The sequence below is a fragment of the Aminobacter sp. 01T433 genome, assembly GCF_056398585.1.
The window spans coordinates 36,350-61,849 of record NZ_JBFTPR010000007.1 but is presented as its reverse complement, the minus strand read 5'-3'; the positions used below and the strand labels follow the sequence as shown (position 1 = coordinate 61,849).

Here is a 25,500-nt window from a genome sequence, read left to right as displayed (position 1 = left end):
CTATCGCGTCAGAACGACGCCGGCGTCGTTGCGGAAGGAGATCCACGCCTTGTCGTCCCAGCTGAGCGGGTCTTCGGTGGCGCGCGTCGCGTTGAGCGAACTCGCCTTGACCACCTGACCGTTGCCGAGCTGGACATGGAAGATGGTCATGTCGCCGAGATAGGCGATGTCGTAGATTTCGCCTTCCATGACATTGTCGCTGCCTTCCGGCTTCTTCGACGAAACCTTGATCTTCTCGGGTCGGATGGCGAAAGCAACTTCGCTGCCCGCCGGGGCATCGCCGGCATTGGCGGTGCGGATGCTCACGCCATTGGCGCTGGCGATGGTCGCACCCATGCCATCGCGGTCGGCGACCTTGCCTTCGAACATGTTGATGTTGCCAACGAAGTCGGCGACGAAGCGAGATCCCGGCGCCTCGTAGACCTCGGCTGGCGTCGCCACCTGCATCACCTCGCCCTTGTCGATGATGGCGATGCGGTCGGCCATGGTCATGGCCTCTTCCTGGTCGTGGGTGACGACGACGAAGGTCAGGCCAAGCGTCTGCTGCAGGTCCATCAGCTCGAACTGGGTTTCCTCGCGCAGCTTCTTGTCGAGCGCACCGAGCGGCTCGTCGAGCAACAGAACCTTGGGCCGCTTGGCAACAGCCCGGGCAAGGGCGACGCGCTGGCGCTGGCCACCCGACAGCTGATGCGGCTTGCGCTTGGCGAACTGGCCAAGCTTGACCAGCTTGAGCATGTCGGCGACGCGCGTTTCGATCTCGGCCTTGGGCATGCCGTCCTGCTTGAGGCCGAACGCGATATTCTGCTCGACCGTCATGTGCGGGAACAGCGCGTAGGACTGGAACATCATGTTGACCGGCCGCCGATAGGGCGGGATGCCGCGCAGGTCCTGGCCGTCGAGCAGGATCTGGCCGGACGTCGGCTCCTCGAAGCCGGCGAGCATGCGCAGCAGCGTCGACTTCCCGCAGCCCGAAGCGCCGAGGAGCGCGAAGAATTCGCGCTCGTAGATCGACAGCGAGAGGTTGTTGACGGCGGTGAAGTCACCGAAGCGCTTGGTGACGTTCTTGAATTGAATGTAGGGCTTGGCGTCAGGCTGGTTCCAGGGCGCAAATTCCCTGCGGATGTTGCCGAGCGATTTCATGTCCCTCTCCGTCCCTGCCCCGGTAAAAAATCCCGGCGCCGATGGCGCCGGGACAGTCCCTACAATTATTGCCCTGTGACGATCTTGGTCCAGCTGCGGGTCACCGCGCGCTGGGTCTTGGGATCGTATGGTGCGACGGTGAAGAGCTTCGCCAGCATCGCCTCATCGGGGAAGATCGCCGGATCGCCAACGATGCCCTTATCGATGAACTGCTGCGACGCCTTGTTGCCGTTGGCGTAGAAGATGTAGTTGGACGCCTTGGCCGCGACTTCCGGCTTCATCATGTAGTTGATGAATTCATGCGCCTCGGCAACGTGCTTGGCGTCAGCCGGGATCGCCATCTGGTCGAACCACATCTCCGCGCCTTCCTTGGGAATGACGTAATCGACGACGACGCCCTGATCCGCTTCAGCCGCACGGTCGCGCGCCTGGAAGACGTCACCCGACCAGCCAACGGCGAGACAGATATCGCCATTGGCGAGCGCGTTGATGTATTCCGACGAGTGGAACTTGCGGATCGACGGCCGCACCTTGAGCAGCGCTTCCTCCGCCTTTGACAGGTCGTCGAGCGCTGTCGATTGCGGCTTGAGACCGAGATACATCAGCGTCGTGGGGATGATGTCGGTTGGCGAATCCAAGACATAGACGCCGCAATCGGCCAGCTTGGCGAGCTGTTCAGGCTTGAAGACGACATCCCAGCTGTCGATCTTGTCGATGCCGAGGGCTTCCTTGATCTTCTTTTGGTTGTAGCCGATGCCGACCGTGCCCCACATGTAGTTGACCGAGTATTCGTTGCCCGGATCGTAGGCGGCGGTGCGCTCGGTGACCACGTCCCACATGTTGGCAAGGTTGGGCAGCTTGGACTTGTCGAGCTTCTGGTAGACGCCCGCCTGGATCTGGCGCGCCAAGAAGGGACTGGCAGTCGGCACCACCACATCGTAGCCGCTGCCGCCGGCAAGCAGCTTGGTTTCAAGAATCTCGTTGGAATCATAGACGTCGTAGACGACCTTGATGCCGGTTTCCTTGGTGAAGTCTTCGATGATCGAGGAGTCGATATAGTCCGACCAGTTGTAGACGTTGACGACCCGTTCCTGGGCGTTTGCCGAGGTCGCGATAATGGCAACAAGGGCTGACGCGGCGGTCAGCCAAAGCGCTCTACGGTTCATGACATTCTCCTTTGTGGACGCGCCCATCCCGGCAGCATCCTGATCCCTGTGCAAAATCGAGTGACGAAGGTAGCGCGCTCCCGCCGGCTTGCAGCGCGGCGCAAACGTTCTGGCGATTTACAGCTACGGACACCGAAGCCCCGGCAGTGGAACCTGGCAAGATACGCCTGTGTTGTTGTTGTTGTTACCCTCAAGTCGCAGCCTGCCCGCCGGACAGCAGGATTGTCAATGGTAAACAATACATTGATCAATCAGGGACAGGCATGCCTGTCACACCCGGCCTCTGGGGCCTCGCCTGGCGTCTGAATTCCAATGTCAGATGCACCAGCAAAGCCGTGAAAATGACCGCGCCGCCGGTGATGGTGCGAACCGACGGTACCTCGCCGTGGATAAGCCAGACCCAAATCGGGCCGAGCAGCGGCTCGAAGGTACCGATCAGGGCGGCAACGGCGGCCGGAATGAGCCGCGCACCAGTGGCGAAGCATGCAAGGCCAAGGCCGAGATTGATCACGCCAAATGCAATCAGGTACCCCATGTCGCGCGGCGACACGGCCAGCATCGAGGCCTGCGTTGCGGCAAAGGTGGCGGCGATCAAAGTTCCGAGGCAGGTCGCGGGTGTCATGCGCACATGGGCGAAGCGACGGGTGATAACTGTAGCGATGGAAAACACCACGGCGATCAGCAAGGCGAGACTGTCGCCGACCGGCGAGACCTGGCCGCTGAACGATTCGGAGACCATGATGGCGACGCCTGAGATGACCGCCAAAATCGCCACCCACGTGGCGACGGCCACGCGCTCTCGAAACAGAACCCAGGCAAACAAGGCCGCCAGCAGCGGCACGCCTGCCTGCATCAACAGGATGTTGGCAACGGTGGTGTAGGAAAGGGCTACGACAAACGAGGTCGAGGCGGTGGCGAAGCATATCCCCACCAACAGGCCCGGCAGGCCCATGTCGCGGAAAAGTTTCAGCGTTCCCCGCAGGCCGTCGCGCCAGACCATGAAGGCCAGCAGGAAGGCCGCGGCCCAGACCGAGCGCCAGAACACCACCGTCCAGCTGTCGGGTTCCTCGATGAAGCGAGCAATGGACCCGCCCAGGCTCCACATCAGTGCCGACATGAACACCAGGAATACGCCGAGACGCTCCTCGCCTCGCGAGACGTGCGGCGTGGCGCCTGTTGGCGATGGCGGAGCGGCGAGATCTGTCATGGCGCTAATCTCGACGACTTGCGAGCGGCACGATGCGCTCTAAACGACTGGGGCTTGTGCGTTCGCGTAACGCAAAGCGGCCTTTGCGGCGAGGTCCAGCGATCCGATCCCGTTGTGGCACAAGCGAAGCACGACTGCCGAGCCAAAATGCCAGACGCCCTTTCAAAGTTTCAAATTAGCGCTTGACCTCAATATTAGTTGAGGTTTTACAGACGAGGCTCCTGCAAGAAATGAAACGGAGCCACCCCGAAAATGCCTCAGAAAATCAAGCTCGCCTTGATCTATGGCAGCGCCCGCGAAGGCCGCTTCTGCGACACCGTCGTCAATTGGGCCGCAACCGAGATTCGCGGCCACCAGCAGTTCGACATCGATCTGATCGACCCGCGCGAGCTTGCCAATAATCGTGCCGATGTCGCGCGCCGCTTGGGCGCGGCCGACGCGTTCATCGTGGTGACGCCCGAATACAATCATGGCTACACCGCCGACCTCAAGGCACTGATCGACGCCCACAGCGTGGAGTGGCAAGCCAAGCCGCTGGCCTTCGTGTCGTATGGCGGAATCTCGGGTGGGCTGCGGGCCATCGAACAGTTGCGCCTGGTCTTCGCCGAGCTTCATGTCGTGGCGATCCGAGACACGGTCAGCTTTGCCTTCGCCTCGAGACAATTCGACGCCACCGGCGCGCTGATAGAACCGCGAGACGCACGCAAGGCGATGTCGGTTCTGCTCGCGCGCCTGCAATGGTGGGCGATCAATCTTCGTGAGGCCCGCACCAACAAGCCCTTTATCGAGGTGGCGGCATGACCATGGCGCAACAGGTTCAGGTCGTGCGGGCAAATCCCTTTCCCGACAGTCATGCCGGCCGCAATGCAACGCTGCTGCTCATCAGCACGCTGACCATCATGTCAGGCGCAACCATATCGCCGTCGCTGCCCGCCATCGAAAGCCACTTCGCCGGCAGCGACAATGTCGAAATCCTGACCAGACTCGTGCTGACGCTGCCCGCATTGTTCATCGTCATTTGCGCGCCCTTCGCCGGCGGGCTTGCCGACCGCTTCGGGCGCAAGCCGTTGCTGATCTTAGGCGCTCTGCTTTACGGGCTGAGCGGCATGTCGGGCCTGCTTACCGACAGTCTGACTGGGCTTCTCGTCGGACGCGCTATGCTCGGCGTCGCAGTAGCCGGCGTCATGACGACCGCGACGGCACTTGTCGGCGACTATTTCTCCGGGCCGGAACGCGACCGTTTCATGGGTTACCAGTCAGCTTTTGTCGGCATTGGCGGGCTGATCTTTCTGACCGGCGGCGGCATGCTGGCCGAATTGCACTGGCGCGCGCCCTTTGCCGTCTATGGCCTGTCACTGCTGCTGATCCCGGCCGTTCTGGCTTTCATCAATGAGCCTGCGCGCAACAATCCATCCACTGTGGAGGCGTCCACGCAGACAGCAAGCCACACAGTCTGGCTTGCTGTCATTGCCGTCTACATTGCAGCCATTCTCAACAGTGTTGCCTACTACCTGCTTCCAACGCAGCTACCGTTCTATCTCAATGCCATGGGCATGGGCTCGCCAACCGTTGCCGGGCTTGCGATCGGCCTGGGCAACATGATCGGGGCAGCTGTCGCACTGTTTTATGCCAGCTTGCGCGCCAGGCTTGGGGTGATCGGCGTATTCGGCCTTGCCTTTGGCCTGACTGCCATCGGCTATGGTCTTTTGGGTTTGACCGATACGCTGGCGACTGTGCTGGCGGCCGCATGCGTGGTCGGGCTGGGGCTTGGGATGATCATGCCCAACATTGCCGCGGCTGCAATGGCAGCCGCAGCGCCCGCGATGCGCGGCCGCGTTGCCGGCGGCATGACGGCGAGCATCTTTGCCGGTCACTTCATCTCGCCCTTCGTCAGCCAGCCGATGATCGCGGCGTTCGGGTTCGCCGACACCTTCCTCTACACCGGGCTCGCCGTAGGCAGCATCGCGATCCTCATCGGCGCAACGACAATCCTGCGTGCACGCAGCTACCAAGCCAACGGAAGTGCCTTCTAACCCGCCCTGGTTTGTCTTGACCCTCTATCTGTCTTGTTTCGCCAACCTCAGCACTTCTGACATCACAGCATCATCGCCAGCGGCATAGCTGGCGAAGGTCTGCGTAACTGGAACAGTAGGCAACAAGGAGCCCGCCGCTGTGCCGTAGAAATAGTTCAGGAAAAAACACGTCCCGATCTGTGACAGACGGCAGCCATTTTCCCAATCGTGGTAGGCTGTGGTGTATCGGAAAGCGATCTTGGAGTAGGGCAAGATCGTCGTGCCGCCCTCCCCCCACATCTGGGCTCCGTCCCCCATCTCTTCGCCGATCAGCACGGCACGCTGTCCTGAGTAATATTTCAGTCGCGACGCGATGCTGATTGCAGCCGAGAACGTGTTGCCACTGGTCAGAATGAATATCCGGCCATTCGGCACCACCTCGGGCAGCAGCCGCGAAAAATCGGTTGCGAGCAGATAATTGCCGCCCGGACTGAACCGCAGATCCACGACAGCATGCTTGACCTCGCGTTTGCCGGCCTCGGCAAGCAGTTCTGCGAGATAGTCGGAGATCAGAACTGGCTCTTGGTCGCGGAACCGATTGAGCTGCACGTAGAGGATATCGTCCGCTTCCAGATAGCTGTGCCAGAAGTTCTGATCGGGACGCGAGAGATAGCCAGGCGTTTCAACGCCATCCAGAACATGGACCCATGTGGCGTCACTCTCGCTCACCCCAACCGGACTTAGATCCCGCTTTGGCCACACGGTTCTCGTCAAAGGCTCACCTTTGGCTGGCAATGCCGCAAGCGTGCGCTCGATCTCGGAACCATCAGCCTTGCGAACGCGAAACTCGCTTTCGGTCGGCTTGCCAGCCAGTTTGGCCGCGTGGAGCAGTTCAGGCGAAATCATGAAATTCGGCGAAAGCTCCCGTGCGTATTGGTCGGTGCCGCCGACATATGCGCGCAACGCCTTGACCAGTTCATCGGGCGACTGGCCATTCACCGCCAGGATTTGCGCACCCACAAGATCGCGATGCTCGCTGGTGGCGCGGACAACGAAAAGACCGTCGGCAAACCAGCCGAGACGCAGCGGAACGGCGTTGAAGCCTTGTCCGCCGGCAAGGCCCAGAACATTGGTGTGACCGTTTTGCGCAAGGGCGACGGCCTTTGCCGCTCCCATCGCCAGTGCAGGCCGGTCGAGTTCGGAGGCTCGGGCAGTGAGTTCGTCAAGCGCCTGGCCAAAGGCTTTGCTGGTTTGAGCCGTAAAGCTTCGTTCGATCATCTGCATATTGCGAAGATGGGCCAAATCCTGCGTGTTCTTGTCAGCCAGAGAATCCCCGGTCGATATATCCAATGACGGATAGGACTTGAAAACCGGATACAGGATGAAGCTGAGTGGCAACACAACGACAATCAGCAACGCCACAACCGCGAGCGCACCGCGCTTCAGCCACCGCTTCCACTTAGGCCCGACATCAGAACTACTCATAGCCACCTCTCCAGATACTGTGCCATCGCCCAATCTGGAACAGCACATGGGTGGGGAGCACACGCCATTCAATTACCTGGCACGTCAACCGCGCGCCCTGTCCGAGCGTGAAGAAACGGATCGGCAATCTTTGCCCTCGATAAGAGCAGTCGAATTCTTTGAATCTGCGCACCACGCCTGTCGAAAACGATCGCAATTCGTCGGGCCGAGGCACGCAAGGAACCGCACATGCTGACCGTACTCAACTGCCTCGTCACCGAACATGATTACCGCTTTGTCGCCGCGGCATTGGTCATCTGCGCCGTCGGCTGCGTGGTGTCGATGCGATTGTTTGCGCGTGCCCGCAACGTCAGGCGCGCCAAGCACGCGGCTTTCGTCTTCATGGCCGGCGTCGCCGGCGGCATGACGATCTGGACAACACATTTCCTGGCGATGCTGGGCTTCACCCCGAGTGTCGAACATGGTTTCGAACCGAACTTTACCGTGCTTTCGCTGGCCTTTGCGATCGCCACGTCGATGGCTGGCTTCCTGATCGCCGCCAGTCGAGAACGTGGCTGGATGATCGAGATGGGCGGCTGCATCATCGGCGCCGGCATTGCGCTGATGCATTTTACCGGCATGCGCGGCTTCGTTGTGGCCGGCACGGTTTCTTACGATCCGGCCCTCGTTGCCTTTTCTATCTTTGCCGGTGCCGTTCTCGGAATGCTGGCGACCAACCGCGTGGCGCGGGGAACCACCCGCCGCAGCCAGTATGTCGGCATGACCGCGCTTATCCTGGGGATCGGAATGATGCACTTCACCGCCATGGGTGCGGTGCAGATCACGCCCGACCCGCGCGTCGCGGTCCCCGGCCAGCTGATGTCCGACAGCGTGCTGGGGATCCTTGTTGTTGTGGTGACGGTGCTCGTGGTGGTGCTCGGCGCCATCACCCACCTTGCCGAAGAACAGGGCCAGCAGGACGCCGTCGCGCACTACAGGCATCTGGCCATGCACGACCCACTGACCGGCCTGCCCAATCGCGCCGCCATTCGCGACGAACTGCCGATGCGGCTGAAGCAGGCAGGTGGTACGTCGTTGGCATTCATTGCCATCGACCTCAACCGCTTCAAGGAAATCAACGACGTCTACGGCCATGCGGCTGGCGATGCGGTGTTGAGCCAGACAACAGCGCGCATGCGTGCGGCACTGATCGACGGCGAGTTCTTTGCCCGCACCGGCGGCGACGAATTCATCGCGGTAAAACCGTTCACGCGCGAAAACGAAGTCGAGGAGTTTGCCGCGCGCATCAGCGATGCCTTTTCGCGGCCCAATGAACTTGGGAAGGCGCGCTTTTCGACCAGCGCCAGCATTGGCATCGCTGTCTACCCCAAGGATGGCGACAGCATCGACGAGCTGACGATGCGCGCCGACCTTGCCATGTACCGTTCGAAAAAAGTGCCTGACGGTACCTGGTGCTGGTTCGACGCCGATGCCGACGAAGACGGCCGCAGGCGCGGACAGATCGCCATCGGCCTGCGCAGCGCTGTTGCCGACGGTTCGCTGCGCCTGGTGTTCCAGCCGCAGATTGCGATGAAGAAGCGCGAATTGCTGGGCTTCGAAGCCCTGTTGCGCTGGACCAGCAGCGCGCTCGGCGACGTCTCGCCCGCCGATTTCATCCCGGTGGCAGAGCAGACCGGCATCATCGTTGAGATCGGCGACTGGGTGATGGTGCAGGCTTGCCGCGAGGCAACCCTATGGCCGGCGCCGCTGGGTGTCGCCGTCAACGTGTCGCCTATCCAGCTGATGCGTCCCAATTTCGCCGAGCGTCTCAAGGAGATTTTGGCCGAGACCGGCTTGGCCCCCACCCGCCTCGAAATCGAGATCACCGAAACAGCGCTGATCGAAAATCCCGGTCAGGCGCTCCATGTCCTGCGCCAGATCAAGGCCCTGGGCGTGCGGATCGCCATGGACGATTTTGGCACCGGCTATTCGTCGCTGTCGACGCTGTTTTCCTTCCCCTTCGACAAGATCAAGGTCGACCGCAGCTTCCTCAACGCGCTTGGTCGGCAGGCGCAGGCAACCAGCGTCATCGAGACAGTCATCGAGCTTGGCCACAAGCTGTCGATCCCGGTGCTGGCCGAAGGCGTCGAGACCGATTTCCAAGCAGCGTTCCTCAAGGATCGGCGCTGCGACGAGGCGCAAGGCTTCTTGTATGGCCGGCCGCTCGATTCCGGCACCGCGCGTCTCTTGGCCCACACCGGCCTGGGCACGGATGAGACTGCATCCAGACTGATCGCCTGAACGTCTACTGGAAGTCAAAAGCCGAGAGCCCCGTCACCATCTCGTCGAGACCAAGAGGGCGGGTGATCGGCGGCTCGGCGCGCGACAGGCATCCGGAGCGTTCGCAAAGCCGGCAGGCCGGGCCAATCGGCGTCGCGGCGACCGCGCCTGGCTTGGCGCCCACGGCAGGTGCCGGCAAGGCTGCGCCATAGACGATCTCGTCGCGGAAGCCGATGTCGCAGCCAAGCAGGATCGCCGTGCGCCGGGGCCGTTCGCTGAACGCGCCTTGCGGCCCCTCAAGCGTGCGAGCAACGCAGAGAAACTCGGCACCATCGGGCATCTCGACCGCCTCGACAAAAATCTGGCCGGGCTGGGTGAAGGCGGCATGCACCGGCAATTTGGGGCAGCCTCCGCCGAAGCGGCTTTGCGGGAAGCCTTGCGCGCCCGCCTTGCGAAAGCGATTGCCGGCATTGTCGACCTCAAGCATGAAGAACGGCACCGAAGACGCGCCGGAGCGCTGGAGCATTGTCAGCCGGTTGGCGGCCTGCTCGAAGGACACGCCGAAGCGCGAGCGCAGCACGTCGACATCGTAGCGCGCGCGCTGGGCGGCTGCGAAGAACGCCTGATAGGGCATCATCAGCGCATGTGCGGCGTAGCGGCCGAGCTCGAAACGGGCGAGCCGACGCGCCTCGTCCGACGTCAGCTTCAGCGCCTGGATCTCGGCGGCAACAGCCACCTGCATGCGAATGAGGCTCGCCTCCATCGCCACTTCGCGCAGCTGGTCAAAGGGTGACAGCCGCTCAGACAGGAAAAGACGCTGCGAATGGCGGTCGTAGCGTCGGCGCCAGTTGGGCATGGTGGCAACCGGCAAGACCTTGACGACGATGCCATGCTCGCGTCTGAGCCAGGCCTTCAGCGCGCCAAACAAATCGTCGCCGGGATCGAGCAGCGTCGTGAAGGCCTCGGCCTCCTCTTCAAGCGCGGTAAAATGATTGGGCCGGCGCTCGAAGACTTCATGCACCTCATCGATCGGCAAGCGCGCGCCTGACAGTGCCGTCGTATGCCCTTCACGCGCCAGCAGTTCGGTGAGATCGGACAGCCGCTCGGCCTGCTCGCGATAGGCGCGAAACAGCTTGATCACCGCCGCCGCCGCATTGGGGGCTGCCTCGGCGATCTCGACCAACTCCTGATCGCCTGGCAGTTCGCCGGCCAAAAGCGGATCGGCGAAGACTTCACGCAGCGAAGCGATCGAACCGCGCGCCTCGCCCTGAAGCTCCTCCGGCTCGACCTTGTAAACCGAGGCTAGCTTGAGGATCAGCTGGACCGTCAGCGGCCGTTGGTTGCGTTCGATGAGGTTGAGATAGGACGGCGAAATGCCAAGCCCCTCGGCCATCGCCGTCTGGGTCAGGCCCTTCTGGTTGCGGATGCGCCGGATGCGCGGTCCGGCGAAGATTTTCTGCTCGGCCATCGGCTTTTACACCATTTTTACAACGAAAGTAGGGCTTTCACCCTACCCGACCTTTTACATTCTTTACAAATTTACAGCGAGCCTTTGTCAAACGCAACACAGGTTTTCTCTTATCTCGCGGCCAAATTGTTGAATTTTCTGGCTGCTTCGGCGCGGCGATGTCAAACAAGTCACATAGAAATCGCCGCAAGAAGCCAAGACGCGGCGACCGCCTCAAGCCCCAAAGTGATCAGACGGAGTCGACAATGACTGATTTTTACAACCTCGTCCCTTCAGCCCCGGAAGGCCGTTTCGATGGCATCGAGCGCCCCTATTCGCCGGAGGACGTGAAGCGGCTGCGCGGCTCGGTCCAGATCAAGCAGAGCCTCGCCGAGATGGGCGCCAACCGCCTGTGGAAGCTCATCCATGAGGAAGATTTCGTCAACGCGCTGGGCGCCATGTCCGGCAACCAGGCGATGCAGCAGGTTCGCGCCGGTCTCAAGGCGATCTACCTCTCGGGCTGGCAGGTTGCGGCCGACGCCAACACCGCGTCCGCCATGTATCCCGACCAGTCGCTCTACCCGGCCAATGCGGCCCCTGAGCTGGTCAAGCGCATCAACCGCACGCTGCAGCGCGCCGACCAGATCGAGGTCTCGGAAGGCAAGGGCCTGTCGGTCGACACCTGGTTCGCGCCGATCGTGGCTGACGCGGAAGCCGGTTTCGGTGGCCCGCTCAACGCCTTCGAGATCATGAAGGCGTTCATCGAGGCGGGTGCTGCAGGCGTCCACTTCGAAGACCAGCTCGCTTCGGAAAAGAAGTGCGGCCATCTCGGCGGCAAGGTGCTGATCCCGACCGCCGCCCACATCCGCAACCTGAACGCCGCGCGCCTCGCCGCCGACGTGATGGGCACGTCTACGCTGATCGTTGCCCGTACGGACGCCGAGGCTGCCAAGCTTCTGACATCCGACATCGATGAGCGCGACCAGCCCTTTGTTGACTATGACGCCGGCCGCACGGTGGAAGGCTTCTATCAGGTGCGCAACGGCATCGAGCCCTGCATCGCCCGTGCCATCGCCTACGCTCCATTCTGCGACCTGATCTGGATGGAAACCGGCAAGCCGGACCTCGCTCAGGCGAAGAAGTTCGCCGAAGCCGTGCACAAGGCGCATCCGGGCAAGAAGCTGGCCTACAATTGCTCGCCGTCATTCAACTGGAAAAAGAACCTCGACGACGCCACGATCGCCAAGTTCCAGCGCGAGTTGGGCGCGATGGGCTACAAGTTCCAGTTCATCACGCTGGCTGGCTTCCACCAGCTCAACTTCGGCATGTTCGAGCTGGCCCGCGGCTACAAGGATCGCCAGATGGCGGCCTATTCGGAGTTGCAGGAGGCGGAATTCGCCGCCGAAGTCAACGGCTACACCGCGACCAAGCACCAGCGCGAGGTCGGCACCGGCTACTTCGATGCCGTGTCGATGGCGATCACAGGCGGCAAGTCGTCGACGACCGCGATGCATGAATCGACCGAGCACGAGCAGTTCCGCCCGGCCGCCGAATAGGCCCGGCGACAAACGAAACAAACGCCCCCACAAGGGCAAGGCAACACCCCGAGGAGAACCACAATGGCACCGCGCACCCGCGTCAAGGAACGAGCCGAAGAACAGGCCACGACCATGAGTGCTGACCAGCAGGCCGTGATCCGTATTGTCGCCAACGACCTGCACCGACTCAACCAGTCGGTCATGAAGGCAGTCGAGGCCGGCGTGTCGGTGGAACTGGTCCGCTCGGCTCGCCACCACGGTGGCGATGGCAACTGGGGCGATCTGCTGATCCCTGTCATCGTGACGCAGCAGCCGCACGGCTAGCAGTCAAAACATCCTGCCCCTGCCCCCCGGACCCCGTTCGCAGCCCCGGCTGCGGGCGGGGTTTGTCTTTGGCGGCACTGTGTATTGGACTTTGATTAGCGAGAAGAAATGCTATCGTCTAAGACTAAAGTCGTACGTCATTTTGAGTGTATTACTTGACACTTCTCACAGTTGACGCGAACGTAAGGTACCGAACGCAACCACGCATTGAACAGACGCCCCTCAGCTGTCGGCTAAGCCAAATGAAACGCAATGAACTCAATTCGGGCCAAGGCCCGGATACGAATGCGCGCACTCCTGACCGCCTTGTCGCCGATCTTTCAAAGGTGCTCATCGTTGGCCGCTCGCCGATCAACCGCGTCGTCGTCGCCAAGATCGTCGAGCGCTCTGGCCTCAAGACAATCTCGGAATCACCCGATACCGCCCTGGCCATGCTACGCAAGATGGCGCCGGGCACAATCATTCTGGATGGTGGCAGCGACAACGCGGATTGCGATGCGCTGATGCCTTCGATCTTGTCGCTGAGGCTCGCCTCAGGCGCGAACCTGCCCTCGGTGATACTGCTGTCCAACCGTCCGGGAACACGTGAGAGCCTTTCGCTGTCGAGCGCAATCGACATCGTTGTGGCCAAGCCGATCACGCCGGAGCGGTTGCAGCCTGTCGTCGAAAAACTCGTCGGACGAGCCTGAATTCAGTCCAGGGATTTCAACAGCTCGGAAAGCTCGCCGAGATGCGGCAGCTTGCGGAAGCGCTTGGCTTTTGTCGGCTCGTCGACATGTTCGTAGGCCCAGGTCAGGTCGTGGGGAATGTAGACACCCCAGCTGCCAGCCTCGATCGCCGGCACGACGTCTGACTTCAGCGAATTGCCGATCATCATGCTGCGGGCCGGACCGTCGCCATGGCGAGCGAAGATGCGTTCATAGGTCGGCCGCGACTTGTCGCTGACAATCTCGACGGCATCGAAGAAGTCGCCAAGGCCCGATTGGGCCAGCTTGCGCTCCTGGTCGAACAGGTCGCCCTTGGTGATCAGGACCAGGCGGTAGCGCCCGGCGAGCGCTTCAAGCGTGTCGTGGACATGGGGCAGCGTCTCGATCGGGTGGCTCAGCATCTCGCGGCCGGCGGCCAGGATCTTTTCGATCACCGGGGCCGGCACGCGGCCCTCCGTCACCTCGATGGCGGTTTCGATCATCGACAAGGTGAAGCCCTTGATGCCGAAGCCATAGGTGCCGAGATTGCGCTTCTCCGCATCGAGCAGCCGAGCCATCAACTGCTCCTGCTCGCCATGTTCGGCAAGCAGTTCGGCGAAGTGCTTCTCCGTCATGCGGAAGAATTGTTCATTCTGCCACAGCGTGTCGTCGGCATCGAATCCGATGGTGGATAGTTGGGTCGATTTGGAGGTCATGGCGATGATCTAGGGCAGAAATCAGCTCAAAACCAGCGGCTTGGCCCTAACAGTTTGCTGGAATCGCTCGCCAGCCCCCCTTTTCTTCCTTCACGGGGCACGGCTATACTCGGCAATCTGCAACCACAACCTGGTGATTGATGCCGCCTGCAAAGAAGGAAGTCCGTCCGACCACTCGGGGGGCTCGCGCCCGCACGCCCGCTTTTGTGAAAAACACCCGTGGTGTTCGCAATTGGAAAGAAGCCTCCGAATGGCTGGAATGGCGCGGCATCGAAGACATAGAGTGCATCACCCCCGACCAGGCGGGCGTCGCCCGCGGCAAGATGATGCCGTCTTCCAAGTTCACCTCCAACACCTCGCTGGCGCTGCCATCGGCGGTGTTCATGATGACGATTTCGGGCGGTTATCCGGAAGACGGCAACGGTTTTGCCTATCCGGAAGATGACGGCGACCTGAAGCTGGTGCCCGATCTTTCGACGCTGAGCGTCGTGCCGTGGGAAGACGATCCAACCGCGCAAGTGATCTGCGACCTCGCCCACCAGGACGGGCGCCAGGTCGAGTTCACGCCGCGCAACGTGCTCAAGCGCGTGGTCGCCGCATACGACAAGCTTGGGCTGAAGCCGGTCGTTGCGCCGGAAATCGAATTCTACCTCGTTCGCAAGAACCCCGATCCCGATTATCCGCTGACACCGCCCGTTGGCCGCTCCGGCCGCCCGATCGGCGGAGGTGCTGGCTATTCCATCGCCGGCGTCAACGAATTCGACGAATTGATCGACGACATCTACCATTTCTCCGAGGCCCAGGGCCTGGAGATCGACACGCTGATCCACGAAGAAGGTGCCGGCCAGCTCGAGATCAACTTGCGCCATGGCGATCCGATTGAACTCGCCGACCAGGTGTTCCTGTTCAAGCGCACCATTCGCGAGGCGGCACTGAAGCACGACATCTACGCCACCTTCATGGCCAAGCCGATCCAGGGACAGCCAGGTTCGGCGATGCACATCCACCAGTCGATCATCGACAAGAAGACCGGAAAGAACATCTTTTCCGCCGAAGACGGCTCGGAGACCGAGGCCTTCTTCCACTTCATCGGCGGCATGCAGAAGCATGTGCCGAACGCGCTGGTGATGTTTGCGCCTTACGTGAACTCATATCGCCGGCTGACCCAGGCGGCCTCCGCCCCGGTCAACAACAAGTGGGGTTACGACAACCGCACCACTGCCTTCCGCGTGCCTCGTTCCGATCCCGGCGGCCGTCGTGTCGAAAACCGCATTCCCTCATCGGATGCCAATCCATATCTGGCGCTGGCAGCGTCGCTTGCCTGCGGGCTTATCGGCCTCACCGGCAAGCTGCAGGCCGAGGCGCCGGTGCTGACCACGGCCAACGAGGACGAGATCGACCTGCCGCGCGGCCTGCTCGAAGCGGTCGACCTGTTTGAGGGCGACGAAGAGCTGACGTCGCTTTTGGGGCAGTCGTTTGCGACCACCTATGCGGCGATCAAGCGGGCCGAGTTCGAGACCTTCATGGAGGTCATCAGCCCCTGGGAGCGGGAGTATTTGCTGCTCAATGTGTGATGGGTAAGGCAGTAAGGGAATAGGGCAGTAAGGCAGTAGCGCGGCAGCGAGGGGGATCGAGCGTGCCGACCGAGATCAACTCGTATCGAGACCTTGTCGTCTGGCAGCAGGCGATGGAATTGGCCACTGCCATCTACAGCTCGACCAGGACTTGGCCGAAGGAGGAACTCTACGGGCTGACCAGCCAGGTCAGGCGCGCTGCCACCTCCGTTCCAGCCAACATCGCCGAGGGTTATGGCCGTGAAAACCGTGGCTCTTACCAGCAGTTCCTGCGGATTGCACAAGGGTCGCTCAAAGAAATGGAAACACACCTGCTCATTGCCGAGCGCGTTGGTATCACCACTGGTGAGGCAATTCGACCTGTGATGACAATGAGCGAAAGCGTCGGCAAGCTGCTGCGATTGCTGATCCGAAAGCTATCGAACGAGTAACCCTACTGCCCTACTGCCCTACTGCCCTACTGCCCTACTGCCCTACTGCCCTACTGAAAGCGCATCATGCCCTACCAATCCCCGATTTCGCCCGGCCTTTCCTGGTACGAAGACACCGCCGGGCCGCGGCCTGAATATCCGGCGCTCGACGGCGACAGGCAGGCCGACGTCGTCATCATCGGTGGCGGCTTCACCGGGCTCTCGGCGGCTACGCATCTGGCAAAATCCGGCACAAATGTCGTGCTGATCGAGGCCTATCGATTCGGCGACGGCGCTTCGGGGCGCAATGGCGGCCAGCTTGGCACCGGCCAGCGTGCCTGGGCGGAGGAGCTGGAGGGCGAATACGGCTTCACCCGGGCAAAGGCGCTGTTCGACCTCGCCGAGGAGGCCAAGGCGCATCTGTTCGACTTCGCTGCCACCCATGGCATCGACATCGACTACATGCCGGGGCAGATGTCGGTGGCGCACAAGCCGCGCTTTGTCGACGACTACAAGGCCCATGCCGAGATCATGGCAAGCCGCTTCAACTACCCGCATGTCAAATTCATGGATGCGCGGGAGACCGCCGAGCGGTTGGGCTCGACGCACTACTATGGCGGCACACGCGACACCGGCACCGGGCATATCCACCCGCTCAAACTGGTGATCGGCACGGCGCGGGTTGCTGCCGAGGCCGGCGCGCAGCTGTTCGAAAACACCCAGTCGACCGGCATTACCTCCCAAGGCGGCAAGGTACGCGTGACAACGCCGCGCGGCACGATTACCGCGCAGAAATGCCTGATCGCCGTCAACGCCTATGGCGGTAATCTGGAACCGATAAGTGCGTCTCACATCATGCCGATCGGTTCGTTCATCGGCTCGACGGTGCCGCTGGGCGCCGAGTCCAAGGTAATCCCCGGCGGCGAATCGGTCGACGATTCCCGCTTTGTAGTGCGTTACTTCCGCAAATCGCCGGACGGCCGACTATTGTTCGGCGGCCGAGAAATCTACGGCGTCAACGACCCCAAGGACATCCATATCCACATCCGCAAGCAGATCGCTGAGATCTACCCGACGCTCAAGGACGTCGAAATCACCCATGGCTGGGGCGGCTATGTCGGCATCACCATGCCGCGCAAACCTTTCGTGCGCGAGGTGATGCCCAATGTCATCTCGGTCGGCGGTTATTCCGGCCATGGCGTGATGTTGGCCAACTTCTTCGGCAAGCTCTATGCCGAGACGGTGGCCGGCAACCGAGACAGGCTCAAGCTGATCGAGGACCTGAAGATACCGCCCTTCCCGGGTGGGCGGCGTTTTCGCGCGCCGCTGTTGTTTCTGGCGCTCAACTGGTTTGCGCTGCGCGATCGGATTTAACCCCGGCTGCTTGCAGCCCGTCGACCAGCGGCAGTTGTAGTCTGAAGCGGGCGCCGTGCCATGGGCCCACCAGGATTTCGACGTTGCCGCTATGTAGCTTGGCGATTTCACGGGCAAGATTGAGCCCCAGGCCTGCGCCGCTGTTGCGAGGGCGCAAGCGATAAAACGGCTGGAAGACGCGTTCGTGTTCTTCGTGAGGGATGCCAGGCCCCTCGTCGCGGATCTCTAGCCCGCCTTTGGCGTCCACCACCACCGATATGGTGCCCTCGCCGCCGCCATGGTCGATGGCATTGCGCAAAAGATTGGTGACGGCCTGCTGGATCTGCGAGGGCTGAATGTTGACGAACACGCTCGAACCTGCCGGCTCGAAGGAAAAATCATAGCCTGCCGCCAGCGCCAGCGGCGCGAAATCGGCGGCAAGGTGGCGCGCGAACTCGACAAGGTCGACGACCTCGCGGGCACCTGCCGAGTGGTCGAGCACCTGCCGGTCGAGCAGCTGTTGCGCCAGATGCGACAGACGCTCGATGTCTTTCAGCAGGCGCGCGCTTTCGGGGTCCTCGCGCAGCAGTTCGGCGCGGGTGCGCAGAATAGCGATCGGCGTACGCAGTTCGTGCGCGGCATCGGTCAAGAAACGGTTGCGCTGGTCGTAACCCTGTCCGAGGCGTGACAGTGCGCGATTGAAGGCTTGAACCAAAGGCGCAACCTCGGTCGGCACCTGCTCGGTCGGCAGCTGGACGGCACGGTTGTCAATGTCGATGCGGCCGGCCTGGCTGGCGGTGGCAACGAGGCCGGCAAGCGAGCGGCGCACAACTGCCGGGGTCGCGACCAGGGTCGTTCCTCCCATCACGACAAAGAACGGAGCCAGAATCGCCACTATGATCAGCGCAACGATGGGACCGATTTTCAGCCAGGCGATCTGGCCATCGGAATCACGGGTGCCATCGATGCTCAACTGAAAGGTAACATCGACACCGTCCATATCCGCACGCGTGTAGACCGTCGAGGTGAGTATTTGGACAGGGCCTGCTGCGGTTTCGCGATTGGCCATCTTTGCATCCGGACGAACGTCATAGATCGGAAAACGCAGAAGCACATTGTCGATGCCCCACGGCAACTCGACATTTTCGTTGGCATAGACGGCGGGAACCTGCCCCTGCTGCAGAGTCTTTCCCGCCTTGTCGCGGACCATCAGCCAGAGCTTCGGATAATTCTCGCGCGCTGAGCGCATATCCGGGGTGTCGAGCAAGACAAGATTGCCGTTGATGTCTCTACTTACAGCACCGGCGACGGCCTCCATCGCGGTTTCGTTGTCGGTGAGCAGCCTCGGCTCGAGCAAGAAAAGCACCAGCCAGATGAGCGCAACAAATGCGAGCAGGGTCGCCGCCTGAAGCAGAATCAGCCTGCGCACGAGCTGCCATTGCAGTGAAGTAGGCCGCAGCTTTTTCATGCCACGGCGCGCAGGAGATAGCCGAGGTTGCGGATGGCCCGGATTTCGACGCCGGCAGCGACGTCATCGAGTTTGCGGCGCAAACGCGAGACATGGGAATCGAGCGCATTGGAGCCGATCTCGTCGCCCATGGCATAGACCGATTCTTCGAGCGTCGCGCGCAGGACGGTTCGGCCGGGCCGGCGGAGAAGTGCCTCCAGCGCCAGTTGCTCGCGCCGCAAAAGTTCCAGCGGCTTGTCACCCACCGAAGCTTCGCGATGGTGGAAATCATAGGTGAGACGGCCAATCACCGTCTGCTCGGCCTTCAAAGCAATAGGACGCCGGTGCAGCGCACGAAGCCGCGCCATAAGCTCTTCCATGGCAAACGGCTTGACCAGATAGTCGTCGGCACCAGCATCGAGCCCGGCGACGCGGTCGTTGATGCCACTGAGCGCGGTCAGCATCAAGATCGGTGCATCGACACGCAGCGCCCGCAGTCTCGGAATGAGGTCGAGACCTTCACCATCAGGCACGCGACGATCGAGCACCACCGCATCGTATGGTCCGAACTCCGCGGCTGCTTCCGCATCGGCAAGTGTCGCGACATGATCGACGATCACATTGCGGCGCGCGAGGGCGGACTTCAGCACCGAAGCCATCTCCGGCTCGTCCTCGAGCAGCAAAATGCGCATGGGCAGTTTCCTTCAAAGGGGCCACGGACCGATAATCGCAACACTAGCCGGCGCGGCGTCCATACCTCCGACACGACGACAGATGGACTTGCTCACTCGCATTCAAACTTTGGCTTGCGGAAGTTGGTGATGTACCAACGGCCGCCAGACATGCTGGCGTAGTATGTGTAGAAACATTCCTGCTCCTCGACATAGCCTGGCGTTGTCGTCTCCTCGTAGCGCGTGCCGCGCCTGGTGTCCCTGACTTCGCCGCTCGTCGAACCAGGCACGACATTCGTCGAAATCTTGCGCCATTGATAGGCGCGTTCGCCACGGCCGAGCTCAAGCACCGCCACCGGCGGGCCATAGTCGAGGATGACCGACTCCACCGGTTGGCCAATGTAGTTCCTCATCGTATCGGACATACAGCCGGCGAGAAAAACCGTCGCGGCGGCAACAAGAACGCCGACAGCGCGGCTGGCATTGCTGGAAGACATGTCTGATCCCAAACTTGGACGATTTGCACGCAGCTACGCCGCCAAGGTTGCACCTACATTGCAGATCCCGGAGGAGATCGATCCGGGGGCCTTGCCGCTACGATTTCCGGGAACCTTTTCGCTAACGCCGCATCCAATGGTTCGATGCCGCCGCGCAATGCGGGGCGTTCTACCGGGAGATGTTCCAATGAAAATGGTTTCCGCCGCACTCGCTTTCATGCTCGCCGGCGCCTTGCCCGCGCTCGCCCAAGACGTGGCAAAAGCCCCGCCCCCAGGCGCTTTCAAGGCTGTGAGCACCCTGGTCAAACTGCCGGACTTCCTGCCCGGCATGGGCCAGCTCTTCGTCGATCCGGCCACCTTGCCGGCTGGCCCATTCCTCGCCTACGACCATGACGGCAAGCTGGTCAGCACCATCTACATGCTGCCGATCAAGGACCTCAATCCCAACAAGCGCTTCGACGACCTCGCCTCGCCAGGCGGCAATGTCGACCATGTCAGCGTCTACTACAACGCCGGCCACCCCGGAGTGGAAGAGCCGCATGCCCATGTCGTTCTATGGCATGTGTCCAAAGCCGATGAGGCACGGGTAGCGAAATGACCGCCACCCGCAGACAGCTGATCGGAGCCGGCGGGGGATTTTTCCTCGCCGTGCTCCTCCCCAGGCAGGCATTCGCCGCAGGCAACGACATTGTCGATGTCGAGATGCATGGCAAGGACGATGGCGCGCATGTCTGGTTCGACCCTGCCGGCATCCATATCGAGCCCGGACAGACGGTGCGCTGGACCAACCGCGACCCGGGCAACTCGCACACGGTGACGTCATATCATCCTGATGTCTTCGACCGGCCACTGCGCATCCCGGCGAACGCCAAGCCCTGGAATTCCGACTATCTGCTGCCGGGCCAGTCCTTCTCGGTGACGCTGACCGTGCCGGGGGTGTATGACTATTACTGCGTGCCGCATGAGCACGCCGGCATGGTCGGGCGCATCGTGGTCGGCATACCGCTGCCGGTCACGCCAAGTGCAGCGAACCCCTCGCTCACGCCGCTGCCCGATGTGGCGCTGAACGGGTTTCCGCCTGTCGACGAGATCATCGCCAAGGGCATCGTCCGCCGCGTTTGAACGGCGATGGCAAAGGGAGGCGACAGCATGCAACTGGCAAACTTGCGGCAACAGGTCGATCTCGACGGACGCCGCGACGAGGAACTGGTGGCACTCGCGCGCCAAGGCGGCGAAAATGCCATCCGCGCGCTCATCAAACGCAACAACCAGCGGCTGTTTCGCGTCGCCCGCGCCATCATGCGCAACGACGCAGAAGCCGAGGACGTGGTGCAGGAAGCCTATGTCAGGGCCTTCACCCGGCTCGACAGCTTCAAGGGCGATGCGATGTTTTCGACATGGCTCACAAAGATCGCACTCAACGAAGCGCTTACACGCATCCGCAAGCGGCGACCGGTGGCCGAGCTGGAAGAACTGGATGTCGCGGCTGCGGGCAACGGAGGCCAAGTGATCATGTTTCCGACGTCGCTGACACCACCAGGTGCGGATGCCGAGCTGGCTCGCGGGCAGGTCCGCGCTCTGCTCGAACAGGCGATCGACGAGTTGCCGGCGGCTTTCCGCATCGTCTTCATCTTGCGCGACGTCGAGGAGATGAGCATCGACGAGACCGCAACGCAGCTCGCGCTCAAGCCTGAAACGGTCAAGACGCGCCTGCACCGCGCCCGCAAATTAATGCGGGCGGCCATCGAAAAACGCCTTTCGAGCGGCTTTGCCGAATTGTTCCCGTTCAACGGCGTGCGCTGCGAACGCATGGCCGATCAGGTGGTCGAGCGGCTGCGCGGGCAGTAACGCCGATCAAATCTTCCTGACGATGACGCTGCCTGCGGAGTAGCCCGCACCAAACGAGCAGATCACGCCGAGACTGCCCGAAGGCAGGTCGTCGGAGAATTTCGAAAATGCGATGATCGAGCCGGCCGACGAGGTGTTGGCATAGTCCTGCAGCACGTTGGGCTGCTCGTCGCGTGTTGCCTCGTGGCCCAGGACCCGCGAGCCGATCAAGTCGTTCATGCCCTTGTTGGCCTGGTGCAGCCACAGCCGCGAAAGGCTTGTCGGCTCGATGCCTTGGTCGGACAAATGGCTGAGCATCAGTTCGGCGACCATCGGCACCACCTGCTTGAAGACCTTGCGGCCTTCCTGGTGGAACTGCATGTCGCGGCGGTCGGCCATGTGGCCCTCGCGTGTGCGCCTGAGGAAGCCATTATTGTTGCGGATGTTGTTGGAGAATTCGGTGAGGCAACGCGTAGATACAACCTCGTAGAGGTTTTCGGCCTTGGCCTCGTCGGCGCGCTGCAACACGACCGCAGTACAGACATCGCCAAAGATGAAATGGCAGTCGCGATCACGCCATTCCTGGTGACCGGAGGTGATCTCGGGATTGACCATCAGGATCGCGCGGGCCGAGCCCGTGCGGATCATATCAGTGGCAAGCTGGATGCCGAAGGTCGCCGAGGAGCAGGCGACGTTCATGTCGAAAGCGAAGCCCTTGATGCCGAGCGCCTGCTGCACCTCGATGGCAATCGCCGGATAGGCGCGCTCATGATTGGAGGCAGCGCAGATGACGGCGTCGATATCGGCAGCGGTCAGCCCTGCCTTCTTCATCGCCTTGTCGGCCGCCTTGACCGAAATTTCGGCCATCAGCGACAGCTCGTCTTCGGCGCGCTCGGGCAGCACCGGATGCATGATGCCCGGATCGAGGATCCCGAACTTGGAGACGACGTGGCGGCGCTCGATGCCCGACGCCTTGACGATGAACTCTTCCGACGACATCGCCATCGGCGCGCGCTCGCCGGCCTCGATGGCGTCGGCGTGCAGCTTGTTCTGGCGGTGGGCATATTCGTTGTAGGAGGCCACCAACTCGGCGTTGGTGATGACTTCCTCCGGCGTGAAGATGCCGGTTCCGCTGATCGCAACCCTGTGCATGGCGTTTCCCGTTGGTTTTGAGCCATTGGAATAAGGTTCAGGCAGCAGCGGTCAAGCTTTGCGACCACAATTTCAGGTCGAAAGCGCGATTACCTCGCGGCAGAAATGCTCAAATGCAGCGGCCGCCATCCACTTCCATGGCAACGCCTGTGATCAGCGAAGCTTCGTCGGAGACGAGAAACAGCGCAGCGTTGGCAATGTCGAGCGGCGTCGAGAAACGGCCGAGCGGGATCAAGGCTTTGAACTTTTCGCGGATTTCAGGCGTGTCCTTGCCCATGAATTTTTCTAGCATGCCGGTTTCGCCGGCCACCGGGCAAAGGCAGTTGACGCGGATGTTCTTCGGCGCCAGTTCAACGGCCATCGACTTGGTGGCGGTGATGGCCCAGCCTTTCGAGGCATTGTACCAGGTCAGGCCCGGACGCGGGCGCAGGCCTGCGGTCGATGCCGTGGTCAGGATCGAACCGCCGCCCTGGCGCTCCATGATCGGCACCACGGCGCGCGCCGCATGATAGATCGCCTTCATGTTGACTGCCGTGATGAGGTCGAAAACATCCTCCTCGACATCGACCAGATCGCCGTTGCGATGGGTGTAGCCGGCATTGTTGACCATGATGTCGATGCGGCCAAAGGCACTCTTGGCCGCGTAGACCAGCTCGTCGAATTCGGAGCGCAGCGAGACATCGGTTGTGACGGCAATGGCGTTGTTGCCGATCTCGGCAACGACACGCTCGGCTTCCCTAGCGTTCAGGTCGGCGACGACCACCTTGGCGCCTTCTTCGGCAAAGCGCTTGGCCATGCCCTCGCCGAAACCTGCCGCAGCCCCGGTGATGATCGCTACTTTGTCCTTGAGACGCATCGTCTTTCCGCCCTGTCGATTTTCTTCCCTGTCGATCTAGCCGCCGCCACAGTTGACCGCAATGCTCGATGCAAGGCAGAGCAGCCGATGTATCGGGCCAGCGGCTAGTGCTTGGATTTCCAGACGCCGTGGCCCTATGTTGGGCTGGTGCGACCGCTGTGTCGAAAACGAAACTGTGACACCTAGGCACTGGCGTTTTTAAATCGATTAGCATATATCGGGCGGCGACATCGCGACCGTCTTGGAAACGGATAGAAAATGACCAGCCAGATCATCCCCGTCGATCCCTTCGACTTCATCATTTTCGGGGGCACCGGCGATCTGTCGGAACGCAAATTGCTGCCGGCGCTCTATCATCGCCAGCGCGACCACCAGTTTTCCGAGCCGACGCGCATCATCGGCGCCTCGCGCACGAAGATGGACGACAAGGAATTCCGCGCCTTCGCCAAGAAGGCGATCTCGGATCACGTCAAACCGGAATATATCGAAGAGGCGGAGCTTAAGACCTTTCTCGACCGGCTGAGCTACGTCGCGATCGACGCCAAGTCGGGTGATGGCTTTGCCGAGTTGAAGAAGTCGGTTGCCGATAGCAAGCGCATCCGGGTCTTCTACCTCGCCGTGGCACCCAGCCTATTCGGCGACATCTCCGACCATCTCAAGGAACACAAGCTCGTCACCCCAGATTCGCGCATTGTCGTGGAAAAGCCGATCGGCCGGGACCTTGAGTCGGCCAAGGCGCTCAACGACATCATCGGCGACGATTTTGGCGAGCACCAGATTTTCCGCATCGACCACTATCTCGGCAAGGAGACGGTGCAGAACCTGATGGCGCTGCGTTTCGCCAACGCGCTCTACGAGCCGCTGTGGAACTCGGCCAATATCGACCATGTCCAGATCACCGTCGCCGAGACCGTCGGCCTTGAGGACCGCGTCACCTATTACGACAAGGCCGGCGCCTTGCGCGACATGGTGCAGAACCACATGCTGCAGCTGCTCTGCCTCGTTGCCATGGAGGCACCTGCCTCGATGGAGGCGAATGCGGTACGCGACGAAAAGCTGAAGGTTTTGAACGCGCTGAAGCGCATCAACGGCAATGAGGCGCCAAAGCACACCGTGCGCGGCCAGTACCGCGCCGGAGCTTCCGCCGGCGGACCGGTCAAGGGTTACATCGAAGAACTAGGTGCCGAAAGCACCACCGAGACCTTCGTTGCCATCAAGGCCGAAATCGCCAACTGGCGCTGGGCTGGCGTGCCTTTCTACCTGCGCACCGGCAAGCGGCTGGCCTCGCGCGTTTCCGAGATCGTCATCGAGTTCAAGCCGATCCCGCATTCGATCTTCGGCGAGAGTGCCGGGCCGATCTTCAACAACCAGCTGGTGATCCGCCTGCAGCCCGACGAGGGCGTCAAGCAGTTCATCATGATCAAGGATCCGGGTCCTGGTGGCATGCGCCTGCGCCAGATCCCGCTCGACATGAGTTTTGCCCAGTCCTTCGACGGGCGGTCGCCCGATGCCTATGAGCGGCTGATCATGGATGTGGTGCGTGGTAACCAGACACTGTTCATGCGCCGCGACGAGGTCGAGGCGGCATGGAAATGGATCGATCCGATCCAGCACGCCTGGGAAGCCAGCCGCCAGGAAGCCCAAGGCTATACCGCCGGCACTTGGGGCCCATCGGCATCGATCGCCCTGATCGAACGCGACGGCCGCACCTGGCACGAAAGCAATTGAGCACC

At 61.6% G+C, this 25,500-nt stretch carries 24 protein-coding genes; 13 read left to right on the top strand and 11 right to left on the bottom strand.

Going from position 1 to position 25,500, the window contains the following annotated elements; translation table 11 throughout:
• The 3 genes from AC1DLV_RS13880 to AC1DLV_RS13870 form a co-directional block, all read right to left on the bottom strand.
• On the bottom strand, positions 1-1,140 hold the full coding sequence (locus AC1DLV_RS13880; protein WP_476802060.1) for an ABC transporter ATP-binding protein: 1,140 nt from the start codon (positions 1,138-1,140) through the stop codon (positions 1-3).
• 65 nt (positions 1,141-1,205) lie between these two features.
• Complete coding sequence (locus AC1DLV_RS13875) at positions 1,206-2,306, bottom strand: polyamine ABC transporter substrate-binding protein (RefSeq protein WP_476802059.1); 1,101 nt, start codon at positions 2,304-2,306, stop codon at positions 1,206-1,208.
• Positions 2,307-2,553: 247 nt separating this feature from the next.
• On the bottom strand, positions 2,554-3,513 hold the full coding sequence (locus AC1DLV_RS13870; protein ID WP_476802058.1) for a DMT family transporter: 960 nt from the start codon (positions 3,511-3,513) through the stop codon (positions 2,554-2,556).
• Between the two features lie 252 nt (positions 3,514-3,765).
• Between AC1DLV_RS13870 and AC1DLV_RS13865 the strand changes: the two genes are divergently transcribed.
• Positions 3,766-4,314, top strand: coding sequence for an NADPH-dependent FMN reductase (locus AC1DLV_RS13865; RefSeq protein WP_476802057.1), 549 nt, complete (start codon positions 3,766-3,768; stop codon positions 4,312-4,314).
• A complete protein-coding gene (locus AC1DLV_RS13860) occupies positions 4,311-5,546 on the top strand; it encodes an MFS transporter (RefSeq protein WP_476802056.1) in 1,236 nt (411 codons plus the stop codon). Before AC1DLV_RS13865 ends, AC1DLV_RS13860 begins: the two co-directional genes overlap by 4 nt.
• Before the next feature lie 24 nt (positions 5,547-5,570).
• On the opposite strand, the gene AC1DLV_RS13855 is transcribed toward AC1DLV_RS13860, so the two are convergent.
• Positions 5,571-7,043 carry a hypothetical protein gene (locus AC1DLV_RS13855; protein WP_476802055.1) on the bottom strand — a complete coding sequence of 491 codons (1,473 nt, stop codon included), beginning with the start codon at positions 7,041-7,043 and terminating at the stop codon, positions 5,571-5,573.
• 195 nt (positions 7,044-7,238) lie between these two features.
• Here AC1DLV_RS13855 and AC1DLV_RS13850 point away from each other — a divergent pair, with 195 nt between their 5' ends.
• Positions 7,239-9,290 carry a putative bifunctional diguanylate cyclase/phosphodiesterase gene (locus AC1DLV_RS13850; RefSeq protein ID WP_476802054.1) on the top strand — a complete coding sequence of 684 codons (2,052 nt, stop codon included), beginning with the start codon at positions 7,239-7,241 and terminating at the stop codon, positions 9,288-9,290.
• 4 nt (positions 9,291-9,294) lie between these two features.
• Here the strand turns inward: AC1DLV_RS13850 and AC1DLV_RS13845 are convergent, their stop codons facing one another.
• The gene (locus AC1DLV_RS13845) at positions 9,295-10,737 is read right to left on the bottom strand and encodes a helix-turn-helix domain-containing protein (protein WP_476802053.1); all 1,443 of its coding nucleotides are present in this window, start codon (positions 10,735-10,737) and stop codon (positions 9,295-9,297) included.
• A gap of 245 nt (positions 10,738-10,982) precedes the next feature.
• Here AC1DLV_RS13845 and aceA point away from each other — a divergent pair, with 245 nt between their 5' ends.
• From aceA to AC1DLV_RS13830, 3 genes are all read left to right on the top strand, one after another.
• The gene (aceA, locus tag AC1DLV_RS13840; RefSeq protein ID WP_476781367.1) at positions 10,983-12,272 is read left to right on the top strand and encodes an isocitrate lyase; all 1,290 of its coding nucleotides are present in this window, start codon (positions 10,983-10,985) and stop codon (positions 12,270-12,272) included.
• Positions 12,273-12,335: 63 nt separating this feature from the next.
• Complete coding sequence (locus tag AC1DLV_RS13835; RefSeq protein WP_067965227.1) at positions 12,336-12,578, top strand: SMc00767 family acetate metabolism repressor; 243 nt, start codon at positions 12,336-12,338, stop codon at positions 12,576-12,578.
• Between the two features lie 242 nt (positions 12,579-12,820).
• Positions 12,821-13,267, top strand: a complete 447-nt coding sequence (locus AC1DLV_RS13830; RefSeq protein ID WP_476802052.1) for a response regulator — start codon at positions 12,821-12,823, stop codon at positions 13,265-13,267.
• Between the two features lie 2 nt (positions 13,268-13,269).
• On the opposite strand, the gene AC1DLV_RS13825 is transcribed toward AC1DLV_RS13830, so the two are convergent.
• Positions 13,270-13,980 carry an HAD family hydrolase gene (locus AC1DLV_RS13825; protein ID WP_476802051.1) on the bottom strand — a complete coding sequence of 237 codons (711 nt, stop codon included), beginning with the start codon at positions 13,978-13,980 and terminating at the stop codon, positions 13,270-13,272.
• Between the two features lie 140 nt (positions 13,981-14,120).
• Here AC1DLV_RS13825 and AC1DLV_RS13820 point away from each other — a divergent pair, with 140 nt between their 5' ends.
• From AC1DLV_RS13820 to AC1DLV_RS13810, 3 genes are all read left to right on the top strand, one after another.
• A complete protein-coding gene (locus tag AC1DLV_RS13820) occupies positions 14,121-15,554 on the top strand; it encodes a glutamine synthetase family protein (protein WP_476802050.1) in 1,434 nt (477 codons plus the stop codon).
• A 62-nt stretch (positions 15,555-15,616) separates the two neighbouring features.
• Positions 15,617-15,985 carry a four helix bundle protein gene (locus AC1DLV_RS13815; protein WP_476802049.1) on the top strand — a complete coding sequence of 123 codons (369 nt, stop codon included), beginning with the start codon at positions 15,617-15,619 and terminating at the stop codon, positions 15,983-15,985.
• 66 nt (positions 15,986-16,051) lie between these two features.
• Complete coding sequence (locus AC1DLV_RS13810) at positions 16,052-17,338, top strand: NAD(P)/FAD-dependent oxidoreductase (protein ID WP_476802048.1); 1,287 nt, start codon at positions 16,052-16,054, stop codon at positions 17,336-17,338.
• On the opposite strand, the gene AC1DLV_RS13805 is transcribed toward AC1DLV_RS13810, so the two are convergent.
• The 3 genes from AC1DLV_RS13805 to AC1DLV_RS13795 form a co-directional block, all read right to left on the bottom strand.
• The gene (locus AC1DLV_RS13805) at positions 17,307-18,746 is read right to left on the bottom strand and encodes a sensor histidine kinase (protein WP_476802047.1); all 1,440 of its coding nucleotides are present in this window, start codon (positions 18,744-18,746) and stop codon (positions 17,307-17,309) included. The two genes, AC1DLV_RS13810 and AC1DLV_RS13805, sit on opposite strands and share 32 nt — an antisense overlap.
• 35 nt (positions 18,747-18,781) lie before the next feature.
• Positions 18,782-19,456, bottom strand: a complete 675-nt coding sequence (locus AC1DLV_RS13800) for a response regulator transcription factor (protein WP_476802046.1) — start codon at positions 19,454-19,456, stop codon at positions 18,782-18,784.
• Positions 19,457-19,548: 92 nt separating this feature from the next.
• Complete coding sequence (locus tag AC1DLV_RS13795) at positions 19,549-19,932, bottom strand: hypothetical protein (protein ID WP_476802045.1); 384 nt, start codon at positions 19,930-19,932, stop codon at positions 19,549-19,551.
• Between the two features lie 187 nt (positions 19,933-20,119).
• On the opposite strand from AC1DLV_RS13795, the gene AC1DLV_RS13790 reads away from it, so the two are divergent.
• From AC1DLV_RS13790 to AC1DLV_RS13780, 3 genes are read left to right on the top strand one after another with little or no spacing between them, the layout of a single operon-like run.
• Positions 20,120-20,530: a DUF5602 domain-containing protein gene (locus tag AC1DLV_RS13790; RefSeq protein WP_476802044.1), complete on the top strand. Its 411-nt coding sequence runs from the start codon at positions 20,120-20,122 to the stop codon at positions 20,528-20,530.
• Complete coding sequence (locus AC1DLV_RS13785; RefSeq protein ID WP_476802043.1) at positions 20,527-21,054, top strand: plastocyanin/azurin family copper-binding protein; 528 nt, start codon at positions 20,527-20,529, stop codon at positions 21,052-21,054. Before AC1DLV_RS13790 ends, AC1DLV_RS13785 begins: the two co-directional genes overlap by 4 nt.
• 27 nt (positions 21,055-21,081) lie before the next feature.
• Positions 21,082-21,780, top strand: coding sequence for an RNA polymerase sigma factor (locus AC1DLV_RS13780; protein WP_476802042.1), 699 nt, complete (start codon positions 21,082-21,084; stop codon positions 21,778-21,780).
• Between the two features lie 6 nt (positions 21,781-21,786).
• Here AC1DLV_RS13780 and AC1DLV_RS13775 read toward each other — a convergent pair whose 3' ends face one another.
• On the bottom strand, positions 21,787-22,911 hold the full coding sequence (locus AC1DLV_RS13775) for a beta-ketoacyl-ACP synthase III (protein ID WP_476802041.1): 1,125 nt from the start codon (positions 22,909-22,911) through the stop codon (positions 21,787-21,789).
• A 109-nt stretch (positions 22,912-23,020) separates the two neighbouring features.
• On the bottom strand, positions 23,021-23,767 hold the full coding sequence (locus AC1DLV_RS13770; protein WP_476802040.1) for an SDR family oxidoreductase: 747 nt from the start codon (positions 23,765-23,767) through the stop codon (positions 23,021-23,023).
• 258 nt (positions 23,768-24,025) lie between these two features.
• On the opposite strand from AC1DLV_RS13770, the gene zwf reads away from it, so the two are divergent.
• The gene (zwf, locus tag AC1DLV_RS13765) at positions 24,026-25,495 is read left to right on the top strand and encodes a glucose-6-phosphate dehydrogenase (RefSeq protein WP_476802039.1); all 1,470 of its coding nucleotides are present in this window, start codon (positions 24,026-24,028) and stop codon (positions 25,493-25,495) included.
• Positions 25,496-25,500 lie beyond the last annotated feature (5 nt).

Excerpts from the sequence above, each read along its gene's own strand:
- AC1DLV_RS13850 (WP_476802054.1), top strand. The coding sequence starts at position 7,239 with ATGCTGACCGTACTCAACTGCCTCGTCACCGAACATGATTACCGCTTT.
- AC1DLV_RS13820 (WP_476802050.1), top strand. The coding sequence starts at position 14,121 with ATGCCGCCTGCAAAGAAGGAAGTCCGTCCGACCACTCGGGGGGCTCGC.
- AC1DLV_RS13790 (WP_476802044.1), top strand. The coding sequence starts at position 20,120 with ATGAAAATGGTTTCCGCCGCACTCGCTTTCATGCTCGCCGGCGCCTTG.
- AC1DLV_RS13800 (WP_476802046.1), bottom strand. The coding sequence starts at position 19,456 with ATGCGCATTTTGCTGCTCGAGGACGAGCCGGAGATGGCTTCGGTGCTG.
- AC1DLV_RS13810 (WP_476802048.1), top strand. The coding sequence starts at position 16,052 with ATGCCCTACCAATCCCCGATTTCGCCCGGCCTTTCCTGGTACGAAGAC.
- AC1DLV_RS13845 (WP_476802053.1), bottom strand. The coding sequence starts at position 10,737 with ATGGCCGAGCAGAAAATCTTCGCCGGACCGCGCATCCGGCGCATCCGC.
- AC1DLV_RS13830 (WP_476802052.1), top strand. The coding sequence starts at position 12,821 with ATGAAACGCAATGAACTCAATTCGGGCCAAGGCCCGGATACGAATGCG.
- AC1DLV_RS13860 (WP_476802056.1), top strand. The coding sequence starts at position 4,311 with ATGACCATGGCGCAACAGGTTCAGGTCGTGCGGGCAAATCCCTTTCCC.
- AC1DLV_RS13775 (WP_476802041.1), bottom strand. The coding sequence starts at position 22,911 with ATGCACAGGGTTGCGATCAGCGGAACCGGCATCTTCACGCCGGAGGAA.
- zwf (WP_476802039.1), top strand. The coding sequence starts at position 24,026 with ATGACCAGCCAGATCATCCCCGTCGATCCCTTCGACTTCATCATTTTC.
- AC1DLV_RS13795 (WP_476802045.1), bottom strand. The coding sequence starts at position 19,932 with ATGTCTTCCAGCAATGCCAGCCGCGCTGTCGGCGTTCTTGTTGCCGCC.
- AC1DLV_RS13870 (WP_476802058.1), bottom strand. The coding sequence starts at position 3,513 with ATGACAGATCTCGCCGCTCCGCCATCGCCAACAGGCGCCACGCCGCAC.
- AC1DLV_RS13825 (WP_476802051.1), bottom strand. The coding sequence starts at position 13,980 with ATGACCTCCAAATCGACCCAACTATCCACCATCGGATTCGATGCCGAC.
- AC1DLV_RS13785 (WP_476802043.1), top strand. The coding sequence starts at position 20,527 with ATGACCGCCACCCGCAGACAGCTGATCGGAGCCGGCGGGGGATTTTTC.
- AC1DLV_RS13770 (WP_476802040.1), bottom strand. The coding sequence starts at position 23,767 with ATGCGTCTCAAGGACAAAGTAGCGATCATCACCGGGGCTGCGGCAGGT.
- AC1DLV_RS13875 (WP_476802059.1), bottom strand. The coding sequence starts at position 2,306 with ATGAACCGTAGAGCGCTTTGGCTGACCGCCGCGTCAGCCCTTGTTGCC.
- AC1DLV_RS13835 (WP_067965227.1), top strand. The coding sequence starts at position 12,336 with ATGGCACCGCGCACCCGCGTCAAGGAACGAGCCGAAGAACAGGCCACG.
- aceA (WP_476781367.1), top strand. The coding sequence starts at position 10,983 with ATGACTGATTTTTACAACCTCGTCCCTTCAGCCCCGGAAGGCCGTTTC.
- AC1DLV_RS13780 (WP_476802042.1), top strand. The coding sequence starts at position 21,082 with ATGCAACTGGCAAACTTGCGGCAACAGGTCGATCTCGACGGACGCCGC.
- AC1DLV_RS13865 (WP_476802057.1), top strand. The coding sequence starts at position 3,766 with ATGCCTCAGAAAATCAAGCTCGCCTTGATCTATGGCAGCGCCCGCGAA.
- AC1DLV_RS13880 (WP_476802060.1), bottom strand. The coding sequence starts at position 1,140 with ATGAAATCGCTCGGCAACATCCGCAGGGAATTTGCGCCCTGGAACCAG.